We start from the raw sequence: 12580 nt of genomic DNA, 5'->3' as shown, positions 1-12580 counted from the left end.
TCCGGTCAGGGGTTACGAATAGAAGCTCTGCGCCAGCGAGCCGAGCAGCAGCTGCCAGCCATCGACCAGCACGAACAGCATCAGCTTGAACGGCAGCGAGATGGTGGCGGGCGGCACCATCATCATCCCCAGCGCCATCAGCACGCTGGCGACCACCAGGTCGATAATCAGGAACGGAATGAACACCGTAAAGCCGATCTGGAAGGCGGTTTTCAGTTCGCTGGTGACGTAGGCGGGCAGCAGGATGCGCATCGGCACCGCCTCAGGGCCGGCCAGCGGCGGCTGATTGGCCAGTCTGGCGTACAGCGCGAGATCGGTTTCGCGCGTTTGGCGCAGCATGAATTCGCGCAGCGGCTGCGCGCCTTTATCCAGCGCGACTTCCAGCCCGATTTTGTCCTGGCTGAACGGCAGGTAGGCGTCCTGATAAACCTTGTCGAACACCGGCGACATGATGAAGAAGGTCAGGAACAACGCCAGCCCCAGCATCACCTGGTTCGGCGGCGCCGAAGGCGTGCCCAGCGCGTTGCGCAGCAGGCCGAGCACGATGATGATGCGGGTGAAGCTGGTCATCATCAGCAGCATGGCCGGCAGGAAGGTCAGCGAGGTCAACAGCACCAGCGTCTGCACCGGCAGCGACCAGCTTTGGCCGCCGTTGGCCAGCGGCTGACTGATCAGCCCCGGCAGTTGTGCCAAAGCCGCCGGGCTGATGAACAGCAGGGCGGCAGGGAGCCAAACCGCCGGACGGCGGACGAGGGTATGAAGAGTCGAGGTCATGCCGATTTTTCCGGGCGTTTCAGAACTTTTTGCATCAGTTGGCGGAAGTCCGCCGGCGTCGCCACGTCGGCCGCGCCCTCGTCTTTCGGCGGGGCGGGCAGGGTGTGCAGCGGGGTGATCTGCTGGGCGGTGACGCCCAGTACCAGCAAGGTGTCATCGACTTCCACCACCACCACGCGCTCGCGCTGCCCGACCTGGCAACTGGCGCGCAGGTTGAGCAGTTTGTTGTTGCGCGCCTGCGGGGCGAAACCCAGCCGACGGAACAGCCAACCGGCCAGCAGGATCAGCAGCAGAATGCCGCCGAGCGCGCTGCTGACCTGCATCAACACCGAACCGGCCGGCAAGGCCGGCGCGGCGGGGGATTGGCTGCTTTGAACGGTTACGGGCGCCGCAACGGTCATCAGCGGCTCAGTCGACGCATGCGTTCGGACGGGGTGATAATGTCGGTGATGCGCACGCCGAACTTGTCGGCCACCACCACCACTTCACCTTGTGCGATCAGGTAACCGTTGATCAGGATGTCCAGCGGCTCGCCGGCCAGGCCGTCCAGCGCCACCACCGAGCCTTGCGACAGGCGCAGCAGCTCTTTGATGGTCATTTTTGTGCGCCCCAGTTCCACGGTCAGCTTGACCGGAATATCCAGGATCAGGTCGATATCCTGCAGGCTGCCGAGCGCATCCTGAGCTTCCAGCGACTTGAACACCCCTTCGGTGCTCGCGCCGGATTTCTCTGAAGACTGCTGCTCGTTAAACGCATCAGCCCACAGATCGTCTACGGATTCCTTTCCTTCGCCAGACGGTTGCTTAGGATCACTCATTGGGCTGTTCCTCACTCAGAGCATTCAAAATAGGGTTAATCAAATGTTCAACACGCAGGGCATATTGCCCGTTCAACGTGCCGTATTGGCTGGTCAGAACCGGTACGCCGTCCACATGGGCGATCAGGCGTTCCGGCTTGTCTATCGGTAATACATCTCCCGGTTGCAGCTTCAGGACTTTCGACAGCCGCATCGGGATATCGACGAAGTTGGCGATCAGCTCCAGTTCGGAGTGCTGCACCTGCTTCACCAGCGTTTCGCGCCAGTGGCTGTCTTCCTGCCGCGAATTTTCCAGCGGCGGGTTGGTCAACAGCTCGCGCAGCGGTTCGATCATCGCGAACGGAATGCAGATGTTGAACTCGCCGGTCAGCGCGCCGATCTCTACCTGGAACGGCGTGGTGACCACGATGTCGTTCGGCGAGGTGGTGATGTTGGTGAACTTCACCTGCATTTCGGCACGCACGTATTCCACGTCGATCTTGTAAATGGCGCTCCAGGCGTCGCCATAGGCGTCCAGCGCCAGGCGCAGCATGCGTTTGATCACCCGCTGTTCGGTCGGGGTGAATTCGCGGCCTTCGACTTTGGTCGGGAAGCGGCCGTCGCCGCCGAACAGGTTGTCGACGGCGATGAACACCAGACTCGGCGCGAACACGAACAGGGCAGTGCCGCGCAGCGGATTCAGATGCACCAGGTTCAGGTTGGTCGGCACCGGCAGGTTGCGGGCGAACTCGTGATACGGCTGGATTTTGATCGGGCCGACGGTAATGTCCGGGCTGCGGCGCAGCAGGTTGAACAACCCCATGCGGAACTGCCGGGCAAAACGTTCGTTGATGATTTCCAGCGCGTGCAGACGCTCGCGCACCACGCGGCGCTGGGTGTTCGGATCGTAAGGCTTAACCTCGCTCTCTTTGCCGACTATCGCTTCGGGTTCATCACCCGCGCTGTCGCCGTTGAGCAAGGCGTCGATCTCTGCCTGTGAAAGAATGCTATCGCCCATAGTGATTACCGCAGTATGAAGGCGGTGAACAGCACGTCGCTGACCACCTGCTTCGGTTGTCCCTTAACCAGCGGCGGGCTGAGCACGTCCTTAATCTGCGCCACCAGCTGTTGCTTCCCTTGTTCATTGGCCAGCTGGCCCGCTTCCTGACGGGAGAGCAGCATCAGCAAGCGGCTGCGCACTTCCGGCAGAAAATCGTTCAGCTGACGGCGGGTACTTTCGTCCGGCAGACGCAGCGTGAGGCCGATATACAGCACGCGATCCGGGTTGTTGTCCGGCGTCACCAGGTTGACGGTAAAGGTGTCGAGCGGCATGAACACCGGCGCGGCCGGCGGTTGCTGTTTGACGGCGGCCGGTTCGGCGCCGTTTTTATGCTGTTGCAGCAGCCACCAGCTGTAGCCCGCGGCGCCACAGGCGACGACGCTGATCAATACCAGCAGGATGACCAGAAGGGAGCGTTTCGGTGCTGCCGGAAGGGTGTTCTGAGACATAGCCAAATCTAATTCCTGTTGTTCCACCCGCAGCCTGCGAGGCGGCGGGCATGGCGCGCGGCAAAGCCGCACGCATGACATGTAAAGGTATTATCGCGTCTATCACGGCGTGCAATAGCCTGAATAGACGCGCAAATGGGTGCCAGCTTGGGCGTTTGCGGCGGCTCAGGCGAAAATATCGACGCCGTTGACCGCACTGGCCATGCGCTGCAGCGCCACCGGCGCGCTGACGCCGTCGGCGGCCGCAGCCTCACCGCCAGCATGTTCAGCATAGCTGGAACGCCCCTGGCCGTTGGACGCCTGCTGCTGCCCCTGTTGCCATTGCGGGGTGGACTCGCCGCCCACGCTGCTTTGCCCCAGGTTGATGCCGCTCTCCGCCAGCGCGTGACGCAGCTGCGGCATCGCTGCTTCCACCGCCGCGCGCACCTGACCGTGGGCGGAGGCAATGTGCAATTGCGCCTGCTGATCGTCCAGTTTCAGCGTGATCTGCAAGGCGCCCAGCTCCTGCGGGTGCAGGCGCAGCTCGGCACTTTGCTGGCCGTTGCGGTGGAACATCAGCACCTGTTGGTTCAACGCCTGCTGCCATTCCGGGCTGCCCAGCTGCGCGTTGAGCTGCGGCGTAGGCGGTGCGGTCACCAGTGCGCTGGCCGGTGCGGCCGTTTGCGTTGGGCTGGCGGCGGCCAGGGCGACGGCATGGTTGAGCGTCGGTTGCTGCTGCGCATCGCTCGCCGGCAGCGGCTGTGCAGTACTTGCGCGCTCACCGCTGGTCGGTTGCGGGAGCGCCGCCTTGGCATTATCGTCGCCGGTGGCCGGCGTTTTCGCCCCTGTCAGCGACGAAGCAGGGGATGCCGATGAACGCGCGGCGGTTTTATCACCGGCCGCCGCAATGTTCAGCAGGCCATTGCCGGGCAGCAGTGCAGTCGCCTCGTCAGCGTTTTCCACCGGCAGCGAACGTTGGCCTTCGGTCGGTTGCGCCTGGGCGACGAGCGCGGCCGGCAGCATGGCGTACAGCGCCTGCAGCGTTGCGGCATCCAGCTCTTTGGCGGCGGCGATCGGTGGTTGCGCCGGTTTGTCGCCGGCGGTGGGTGCCTCGGCTTCGGCGCCTTCAGGTGAAAGCGCATCGGCTGGGGTGGCCGGGTTCTGCAGCAGGCCGCCGCGCTCGCCGAAGGTGGCTAGCAGTTGATTGAGCTGGTTGCGGCTCAGGGCCGGGGCGCGTTCCTCGTCCGCGCTCAGCGCGACCGGCGGCTGTTTGCCATCGGCGGCGGGCGCGAAACGTGCGCCGAGCAGCTGGGCGAAGGCCGACGACAACTGGCTCTCATCCAGCGCCGACGTCAGTTCGGCCAGGCCGCCGGCGTCGCCGGGTAAGGCCAGGCCGGGCAGGGCGTTCAGATTCATGGGTTGATATTCCTTTGTGCACTGCGTTGAGCGAACTCATCCATCAGTTTTTGATCCCGTTTGTTCTCCTGCTGCTGCTCCGCATTTAAGGCGCGGGTATGCAGGGTCTCGAAAGCGTTCAGCCGCTGTTGTTTGTCTTGCCATTGCTTCACCGCATGATCCACTTTCTGCCCCCACTGCAGCAGCTGCTGGCGGTGCTGGTCGATGGCCTGTTCCAGCGTGCCGATAAACTGCTGGTAGTTTTGCCAGCTAGAGCTGTCCATGCCGTCGCAAAGTGTATGATTCAGCTTCTGGCGGTATTCGTCCTGATAGTTGAGCAGCATCGACAGCTGTTGCTCTGCCGCCTGCTGCGCCTGCCGTACCTGGCCCAGCTGTTGCGCGGCCTGTTCCACCGCATCCTGCGCCAGATCTCGCAGGGTAATCAGGGGAGATTGTGATTTCATCGCTGTGCGCCTCTGGTGACGTTAAACAATCAACTGCTGCAGCTGTTGACAGGCTTCATCGTAGCCGCTGCGTTCAAAGATGCCCTGTTGCAGGTACGCTTCCATCTGCGGGTACAGCGTCATCGCTTTGTCCAGCAACGGATCGCTGCCGGCCGCGTAGGCGCCGACGCTGATCAGATCGCGGTTGCGCTGATAGCTGGCCAGCATCTGCTTGAAGGTGCGTACCCGGCGATAATGCTCTTCGTCGATCAGCGACGTCATGGCGCGGCTGATTGACGCTTCGATGTCGATAGCCGGGTAATGGCCGGCTTCCGCCAGGCGCCGGGACAGCACCACGTGGCCGTCGAGGATGGCGCGCGCCGAGTCGGCGATCGGGTCTTGCTGATCGTCCCCTTCGGTCAATACGGTGTAGAAGGCGGTAATGGAACCGCCGCCGCTGATGCCGTTACCCGCGCGTTCCACCAGCGCAGGCAGTTTGGCGAAGACCGAAGGCGGATAGCCTTTGGTCGCCGGCGGTTCGCCGATGGCCAGGGCGATCTCACGCTGCGCCATGGCGTAGCGGGTAAGGGAGTCCATGATCAGCAACACGTGCTGCCCGCGATCGCGGAAATCTTCGGCGATGCGGGTGGCGTAGGCCGCCCCCTGCATGCGCAGCAACGGCGATACGTCCGCCGGCGCAGCGATCACCACCGAGCGCGCCCGGCCTTCGGCACCGAGAATGTTCTCGATAAAGTCTTTGACCTCGCGGCCGCGCTCGCCGATCAGGCCAACGACGATCACATCCGCCTGGGTATAACGGGCCATCATGCCGAGCAACACGCTCTTGCCGACGCCGGAGCCGGCGAACAGGCCCATGCGCTGGCCGCGACCGACGGTCAGCAGACCGTTGATGGTGCGCACCCCCACGTCCAGCACCTGCTCGATCGGCGTGCGCTGCAAGGGGTTGAACGGCGCGGTGATCAGTGGCGCGCGGTAACCGGTTTCCGGTGAAGGCAGGCCGTCGAGCGGTTTGGCGCTGCCGTCCAGCACCCGTCCCAACAGGGCCGGGCCGAGCGGCAGCTGTTTGCCGGCGCTTTGGCCCTCCGGCGTGATGCGGGCGTAAACCCGCGCGCCCGGCACGATACCTTCCACTTCTTCCAGCGGCATCAGGAACAGCCGCTGGCCGTTGAAGCCGACCACTTCGCTTTCCACTTCCTGCACTTCACCGGCGTCGTGCCGTTCGATGAGGCAGGTCGCGCCGAGCGGCAGCTGCAGGCCGGTAGCCTCCAGCACCAGCCCGGTCGCGCGGGTCAGGCGGCCGTAGCGGCGCACCGTCGGCGCGCGGGCGATGCGTTTTTCCAGCGTATCCAGAGAACTCAGCCAGCGGCCGAGACGCGCGGTCATCAGACTTCTCCCGGTGCCGCCAGGCGGCACAGTTCATGCCAGCGCGTCGCCAGGCTGGCGTCGAGATCGCCTTCCTCGGCGCTGACCTTGCAGCCGCCCGGATGCAGTTCGCCGTCCGCCAACAGGCGCCAGCCGTGCAGGCTGAGGGTAACCCCCAACTGTTGCTCGACGCGGGGGTAGTCGTCCGGGTGGACCCGCAGCTGCGGCTTGCCGTTGAACATCGGCTCCTGCTGGATCAGCTGTTGGATCTGCGCGAGCAGGGCGGTGCCGTCGCACACCGGCGGCTGGCCCAGCACCTGTTTGGCGGCGGTCAACGCCAGCTGCATCAACCGTGAAGCGATCACGCTGTCGAGCGCGTCCAGCGTGTGCTGGAATTCGGTAACCAACTGCTGCCAGTGGGCGGTCAGCGGCTGTTGCTGCTGCTGCGCTTCCAGCAGCCCTTGCTGACGGCCTTCTTCCAGACCGGACTGAAAACCGGCTTCATAGCCTTTTTGCTGGCCGTCGGCATAGCCCAACTGCTGGCCCTGTTGCTCAGCCTGCAGCCGCAGCGTCGCCAGCTGCTGTTGCAATTCGGCCTGCGCGTCCGGCGACGGATCGCTTTGTTCGAGATCCGGCAGCGGCGGCAGGTCGAACGCCGGTTTCTGTTCGCCCAAATCGTTGAGCGACCAGGGCTGCCAGGGCAGGGTGTTAATGCGATCAGACATAGGTGTCCTCGCCGCCGCCAATGATCATTTCGCCGGTTTCCGCCAGGCGTCTTACCACCAACAGGATGGCTTTCTGCTCGTTCTCCACCTGCGACATGCGCACCGGCCCACGGTTGGCCAGATCGTCGCGCAGGATGTCGGCGGCGCGTTGCGACATGTTCTTGAGGAACTTCTCGCGCAGCGGCTGTTCGGCGCCTTTCAATGCGATCAGCAGCGACTCGCCTTCCACTTCCTGCAGCAGACGCTGGATGCTGCGATCGTCGACTTCCACCAGGTTTTCGAACAGGAACATCTCGTCGATGATCTTCTGCGCCAGCTCGCCGTCGTATTCGCGCATCGCGTCGATGACCGCTTCTTCCTGCTGGGTTTTCATCAGGTTGATGATCTCGGCGGCGGTGCGCACCCCGCCCATTTTGCTGCGCTTGAGGTTCTGGCCGTCGAGCAGGTTGTTCAGCACTTCGGTCAGCTCCGCCAACGCCGCCGGCTGCACGCCGCCGAAGGTGGCGATACGCAGCATCACGTCGTTGCGCAGACGTTCGTCGAACAGGGCCAGGATATCCGCCGCCTGGCCGCGTTTGAGGTGCACCAGAATAGTGGCGATGATCTGCGGGTGTTCGTCGCGGATCAGATCGGCAGCGCTCTGCGGCTCCATAAAGTTGAGCGTTTCCATGCCGGTGGTGGTCTCGCGCGATTCGAGAATGTCTTCCAGCAGGCTGGCGGCGCGCTCTTCGCCCAGGGCCTTGACCAGCACCGAGCGCAGATAGTCGCTGGCGTTGACGCTCAGCGCCGCGTATTGCTCGGCGTCGTCTTCAAACTCGGTCAGTACTTCGCCGAGCTGTTTGTGCGAAACCTGGCTCATGCCGGCCATGGTGCCGCTCAGCAGCTGTACTTCGCGCGAGGAGAGGTGCTTGAACACCTCCGCCGCGCGATCTTCACCCAGCGTCATCAGCAAGATGGCGCTTTTGTCGGTTCCGGTCAGGCTCATATCTCGTTACTCATCCATTGGCGGATTACCAGAGCGACCACGCGTGGGTCTTTATCAGCCAGATCGCGGATCCGCTGGCTCTGGACTTCTGCGCTGACGCGCTGCTGCGATTTACGACGCTGCGCCAGCTCCTCGTTGCTCGGTTTGCCGCTGTCGGCCGGTTTGGCGGCAGGGGCATTGGCGGCGGCGATGGCGGCCTGTTGCGCCGCCTGGCGCTGTTGCAGCTGTGGCCGCACCAGTTTGCGCCACAGCAGCCAGGCCACCAGCAGCACCAGCAGATAGCGGCCCGCGTCGATCAGGCGATCGATAAACGACTGGCTTTGCCAGAACGGCAGTTCGCCACCGGTCACCTGACTGTCGGTAAACGGCGTGTTGACCACGTTCAGGGTATCGCCACGGCTGCTGGAGTAGCCCATCGCTTCACGCACCAGCGCTTCGATCTGCGCCAACTGCTCTTTGCTCATCGGCTGCGGTTTGCCGTCTTTATCTACGCCGAGGTAGTTGACTACCACGGCGACCGACAGACGCTGCACGGTGCCGGCTTTTTGCTGGGTGTGGCGAATGGTGCGGTCGAGTTCGTAGTTGGTGGTCGCGTCGCGACGGGTATTTTGCGGTACGCCGTTGGCCGCCGCGTTGCGGGTGGTTGCGGCGTTTTGCGCGGTGGCATTGTTGCCTGCGGCGTTGGCCGGCTTGGCGGTCTCAATCGGCGCGGTGGACGGTGCGCTTGGCTGATTGGACAGCGCGCCTGGCACGCCGCCCACCTGTGGCCCGCCGATCTGCTCGCTCAGGCTGGTTTGCTGAGAGCGAATAGCGGCTTTGTCAGGCTGTTGGTTAGGTTGGTACTGTTCATCGGTTTGTTCGCGCGTGGCGAAATCGATCTGCGCTGTGACCTGCGCACGCACGTTGGCGCTGCCGACCACCGGGGCGAGGATCGCCTCGATGCGGCGCTGGAAGCCGTTTTCCACTTCGTTGGCGTATTTCAGCTGCGAGGCGTTGAGATCGCGCCCGGTGCCGTCGGACTGCGTCAGCAGGCGGCCAGCCTGGTCGACCACGGTCACGTTGCCCGGCGGCAGGCCGGCGACGCTGCTCGACACCATATAAACGATGGCGTTGATCTGGCCGTCGTCCAGCGCACGGCCGGGTTGCAGGGTCAGCGTCACCGACGCGGAAGGGGATTTCTGTTCGCGTACGAACAGCGAAGGTTTCGGCAACGCCAGGTGAACGCGGGCGTTTTGCACCGGCCCCAGCGACTCGATGGTGCGCGACAGCTCGCCTTCAAGGGCGCGCTGATAGTTGATCTGCTCGCTGAACTGGCTGATGCCGAATTTTTCCTGATCCAGCAGTTCGAAACCGACGGCGCCGCCTTTCGGCAGCCCTTGCTGCGCGAGGCGCAGACGGGTTTCATGCACTTTTTCCGCCGGGATAAGCAGCGCTGCGCCATTTTCGGCAAAGCGATAAGGGATATTCATCTGCGTCAGCTGGGTGACGATGGCGCCGCCGTCGCGGTCGTTCAGATTGCTGTACAGCACGCGGTAGTCGGGGCTTTTCACCCACAACAGCAGCGCGACGACGATCGCGATCGCGGCGGAAGCGGCGACCAGCAACGGAATTTTCGGGTTGGCGCGCAGACGATTCCAGATGGCTTGCAGGCCGTTGTCGCGGCTTTCGCCGGCGGTTATCGAAGCACTCATTTTAGGTCTCGTCCTTCAATGGCGCTCACGATCCCGTATGGGCGGCTGAGCAGCTCCCTGCCAGGCTGATGAACGGTATGGTTAGCGTTGTGTGACAAAACAGACTCCCTGATACACATATCTTCTAAATAGCGGCGCTCCCATTTCTGGGCAGGCCATTATTCGCCTTATCAGACGATTCCGATTGCCCGATAAGCCGGGTTTTTTGCAGTTAATTAACCGCTTTAGGTCTGAAAACGCTGTGCTAGGGTGTGCATCATTGGAGAAGTGCAGGGTGAAAACGTTACCCGGCGAGACGAGATGATTGAGGATCAGATGGCGATTCAGGGCATTGAAGGGGTACTGCAGCAGATGCAGACCATGGCGGTTCAGGCCGGCAAGATGGGGCAGAATGCGGCGCCGCAGGGCGTCAGCTTCGCCAGCGAACTGACCGCGGCGCTCGGCAAGATCAGCGAGACCCAGCAAACGGCGCGCAAACAGGCGCAGGATTTCGAACTGGGCGTGCCGGGCATCAGCCTGAACGATGTGATGGTCGATCTGCAGAAATCGTCGGTGTCTTTACAGCTGGGCGTACAGGTGCGCAACAAGCTGGTGGCGGCCTACCAGGATATTATGAATATGCCGGTGTGATGAACGTGCCGATCATTTTTCAGTGAAATTTGGGTCGGCGCTGTTACCCTATAGCGACGGTCATTTATCGGGATAGGATGATGTACAAATCGCTGTATCTTGCTCTGGGTATCATGGCGTTGTCTGGATGCGCCGGGCAAAACGATGACTATTCATCGGCACAAAAAAACGCGGCTCATCAGGACGCCGGCAAAGAATGGAAAGCGTTTGTCGCGCCACTGTCGGTGAAAACGCAGTCGCCCGGCGAGCGAGAAATGAAACGCGCTGCCCGGCAATACTGAAGTCACGACTTCAGCCAATAGGCAAAAAAAACCAGCTATCGAAATAGCTGGCTGAAGGTGCGATAAAACATTTATGTATGTGATGTAGGAGCGTCGACACCCGCTCGAAGTGGTGCCGACGCGGTTATCATATTTGTTATGTTATAACAAATCAATGCTGCTGTGCGTTTGTTTCAGCCTGCCAATTCTGCGATCCGCTCGCGGGCGTTCGCCAACCCCTGAGCGAGGCCGTGCGGTTTCATATCCAGCCCTTCGGCATAGATAAATTGCACGTCGCCGATCCCCATCAACCCCAGCACCGATCGCAGGTAGGGTGTCACGGCATCGGTCGGCTGGCCGGCGTGTACGCCGCCGCGTGAACTGAATACCAGCGCATTGACGCCCTCGACCAACCCGACCGGGTAGGTGGCGGTATAGTTGAACGTTACCCGGGCGCGGGCCACCAGATCGAACCAGTTTTTCAGCTGGGTTGGTACATTGAGGTTGTACATTGGTGCCCCGATCAGCAGCATATCGCTCCCTTTCAGTTCGGCAATCAGCCGATCGGAAAGCGCCACCGCCGCTTTGGCGCGTTGACTGGTGTTTTCTGCGCCTCGCAGCGCATCGAACAGCTCGCCGTCCAATACCGGCAGATCCAAGGCCGTCAAATCGTGTTCGACGATCTGATCTTCATATCCTTTGGCCCGACGCGCCGCCAGATAGTGGTCAATCAGGTTATTGGTCTGCGAGTCGTTTCCCATAATGCTGGATTTGAGTACCAGTATTTTTTTCATGCTGTTGTCCTCTGACGGTAATCTGTGGTTTTCACCGGGACTCCGGAATGACTGCAGGTTACCATTGCCTGATGCTCACCAGTGGTGATAGGTTTTCACTTAATTGATTCCAATTTGGAAGCATTAAGATGAAAAGCGATCTCAGCGCACTGCCGGCGTTTGTTGCCGTAGCGGAAGGCGGCAGTTTTGCCGCCGCCGCAGAAAAACTGCATCTGACACGTTCTGCGGTCAGCAAAATCGTGTCGCGTCTGGAGGCGCGGCTGGGCGTGATGTTGTTTATGCGCACGACGCGCAGCCTGAGCCTGACGGATGAAGGGGCGTTGTACTATGAGCACTGCCGGCAGGCGTTGGCGAACGTTCAGGCGGCGGAAAACCAGTTGGACAGTGGCAAGATGCAGGTCCGAGGCCGGCTCAGGATCTCGATGCCGGTGTTGTTCGGCCATCTGTGCATTGCACCCTTGATGACGGCACTGGCGAATGAGCATCCCTTACTGACGCTGGAAATTTCGTTCAACGACCGCAGGATCGATCTGATCGATGAGGGGTTCGATCTGGCGGTTCGCATCGGCGAACTGGCGGACAGCGGCAGTTTGGTTGCCCGGCGCTTGGGCGAACACGGCATGCTGCTGTGCGCCTCGCCCGACTACCTGCGGCGCAGTGGTGAACCGAGCACGCTGGACGCGTTAAGCCAACACCAGGCGGTGGGGTATCTGCACGCCGGCGCCGTGTTGCCCTGGCAACTTCGCGGCGAAAACGGTGAGCTGCAGTCGTTCAGGCCACCGGCCAAGATGATGATGGATGACATGCAGGGGATCGTCGATGCCGTTTCCGCCGGAGCCGGTATTGCCTGGCTGCCGGAGTGGCTGGTACGCGAGCGGCTGATGGCAGGGACGCTGGTGGAAATCATGCGCGGTGGATCCAGCCTCAGTTTTCCGGTGAATGCCGTGTGGCCCTATATGCCTTACCAGCCGCTCAAGGTGCGGCTGGCGGTGGAAAAACTGGTGGCGGAGCTACCGGGGAAATTGGCGCTTGTGGCACCACCGGTATTGCCGTGCTAATGGCCGGTGTCGCAACCGACAAGGAATGGGCGCTAATCTACCGAATAGAGGGGCGAAAACGGTGCTGTCAGGCTTATTGAATACGCAGGTGACCGTTTATTATAGCCTGATTAGTAGGGTTATTATTCGAGGCAGGTCAATGAGCACGAAAAGCGAAT

Annotated in this window: 15 protein-coding genes; 3 read left to right on the top strand and 12 right to left on the bottom strand. The window is 61.9% G+C overall.

The genetic code is table 11. The annotated features are described in order from the left end of the window. Nucleotides 1-12: 12 nt before the first annotated feature. The 11 genes from fliP to fliF form a co-directional block, all read right to left on the bottom strand. A complete protein-coding gene (gene fliP / locus QMZ29_RS09465; protein WP_025303257.1) occupies nt 13-774 on the bottom strand; it encodes a flagellar type III secretion system pore protein FliP in 762 nt (253 codons plus the stop codon). Further along, nucleotides 771-1175, bottom strand: coding sequence for a flagellar biosynthetic protein FliO (gene fliO, locus QMZ29_RS09460; RefSeq protein WP_025303256.1), 405 nt, complete (start codon nt 1173-1175; stop codon nt 771-773). The genes fliP and fliO overlap by 4 nt, the downstream gene beginning before the upstream one ends. Then, on the bottom strand, nt 1175-1591 hold the full coding sequence (fliN, locus tag QMZ29_RS09455) for a flagellar motor switch protein FliN (RefSeq protein WP_004934799.1): 417 nt from the start codon (nt 1589-1591) through the stop codon (nt 1175-1177). Before fliN ends, fliO begins: the two co-directional genes overlap by 1 nt. Beyond that, on the bottom strand, nt 1584-2588 hold the full coding sequence (fliM, locus tag QMZ29_RS09450) for a flagellar motor switch protein FliM (RefSeq protein WP_025303254.1): 1005 nt from the start codon (nt 2586-2588) through the stop codon (nt 1584-1586). The genes fliN and fliM overlap by 8 nt, the downstream gene beginning before the upstream one ends. 5 nt (nt 2589-2593) lie before the next feature. Further along, on the bottom strand, nt 2594-3079 hold the full coding sequence (fliL, locus tag QMZ29_RS09445; protein WP_025303253.1) for a flagellar basal body-associated protein FliL: 486 nt from the start codon (nt 3077-3079) through the stop codon (nt 2594-2596). A gap of 165 nt (nt 3080-3244) precedes the next feature. Further along, a complete protein-coding gene (locus QMZ29_RS09440) occupies nt 3245-4474 on the bottom strand; it encodes a flagellar hook-length control protein FliK (RefSeq protein ID WP_197810636.1) in 1230 nt (409 codons plus the stop codon). After that, on the bottom strand, nt 4471-4917 hold the full coding sequence (gene fliJ, locus QMZ29_RS09435) for a flagellar export protein FliJ (protein ID WP_043138615.1): 447 nt from the start codon (nt 4915-4917) through the stop codon (nt 4471-4473). Before fliJ ends, QMZ29_RS09440 begins: the two co-directional genes overlap by 4 nt. Before the next feature lie 21 nt (nt 4918-4938). Further along, entirely contained in the window at nt 4939-6300 is a 1362-nt protein-coding gene (fliI, locus tag QMZ29_RS09430) for a flagellar protein export ATPase FliI (protein WP_261427378.1), read from the bottom strand. After that, entirely contained in the window at nt 6300-7004 is a 705-nt protein-coding gene (gene fliH, locus QMZ29_RS09425) for a flagellar assembly protein FliH (RefSeq protein ID WP_025303250.1), read from the bottom strand. The genes fliI and fliH overlap by 1 nt, the downstream gene beginning before the upstream one ends. Further along, a complete protein-coding gene (gene fliG, locus QMZ29_RS09420) occupies nt 6997-7989 on the bottom strand; it encodes a flagellar motor switch protein FliG (RefSeq protein ID WP_025303249.1) in 993 nt (330 codons plus the stop codon). Before fliG ends, fliH begins: the two co-directional genes overlap by 8 nt. After that, on the bottom strand, nt 7986-9680 hold the full coding sequence (gene fliF / locus QMZ29_RS09415; protein WP_261427376.1) for a flagellar basal-body MS-ring/collar protein FliF: 1695 nt from the start codon (nt 9678-9680) through the stop codon (nt 7986-7988). Before fliF ends, fliG begins: the two co-directional genes overlap by 4 nt. Nucleotides 9681-9995: 315 nt before the next feature. Between fliF and fliE the strand changes: the two genes are divergently transcribed. Both fliE and QMZ29_RS09405 read left to right on the top strand, forming a co-directional pair. After that, complete coding sequence (gene fliE, locus QMZ29_RS09410; protein WP_025159836.1) at nt 9996-10310, top strand: flagellar hook-basal body complex protein FliE; 315 nt, start codon at nt 9996-9998, stop codon at nt 10308-10310. Nucleotides 10311-10387: 77 nt separating this feature from the next. After that, a complete protein-coding gene (locus QMZ29_RS09405) occupies nt 10388-10591 on the top strand; it encodes a hypothetical protein (protein ID WP_141998313.1) in 204 nt (67 codons plus the stop codon). 173 nt (nt 10592-10764) lie between these two features. Here QMZ29_RS09405 and QMZ29_RS09400 read toward each other — a convergent pair whose 3' ends face one another. Further along, nucleotides 10765-11364: an FMN-dependent NADH-azoreductase gene (locus QMZ29_RS09400; protein ID WP_197835013.1), complete on the bottom strand. Its 600-nt coding sequence runs from the start codon at nt 11362-11364 to the stop codon at nt 10765-10767. Between the two features lie 128 nt (nt 11365-11492). Here QMZ29_RS09400 and QMZ29_RS09395 point away from each other — a divergent pair, with 128 nt between their 5' ends. Continuing rightward, on the top strand, nt 11493-12422 hold the full coding sequence (locus QMZ29_RS09395; protein WP_025303245.1) for a LysR family transcriptional regulator: 930 nt from the start codon (nt 11493-11495) through the stop codon (nt 12420-12422). The last annotated feature ends 158 nt before the right edge of the window (nt 12423-12580 follow it).

The organism is Serratia sp. PF-27 (assembly GCF_030053255.1).
Taxonomy (GTDB): Bacteria; Pseudomonadota; Gammaproteobacteria; order Enterobacterales; family Enterobacteriaceae; genus Serratia; species Serratia bockelmannii.
This window is presented reverse-complemented; position numbering and strand designations above follow the sequence as displayed.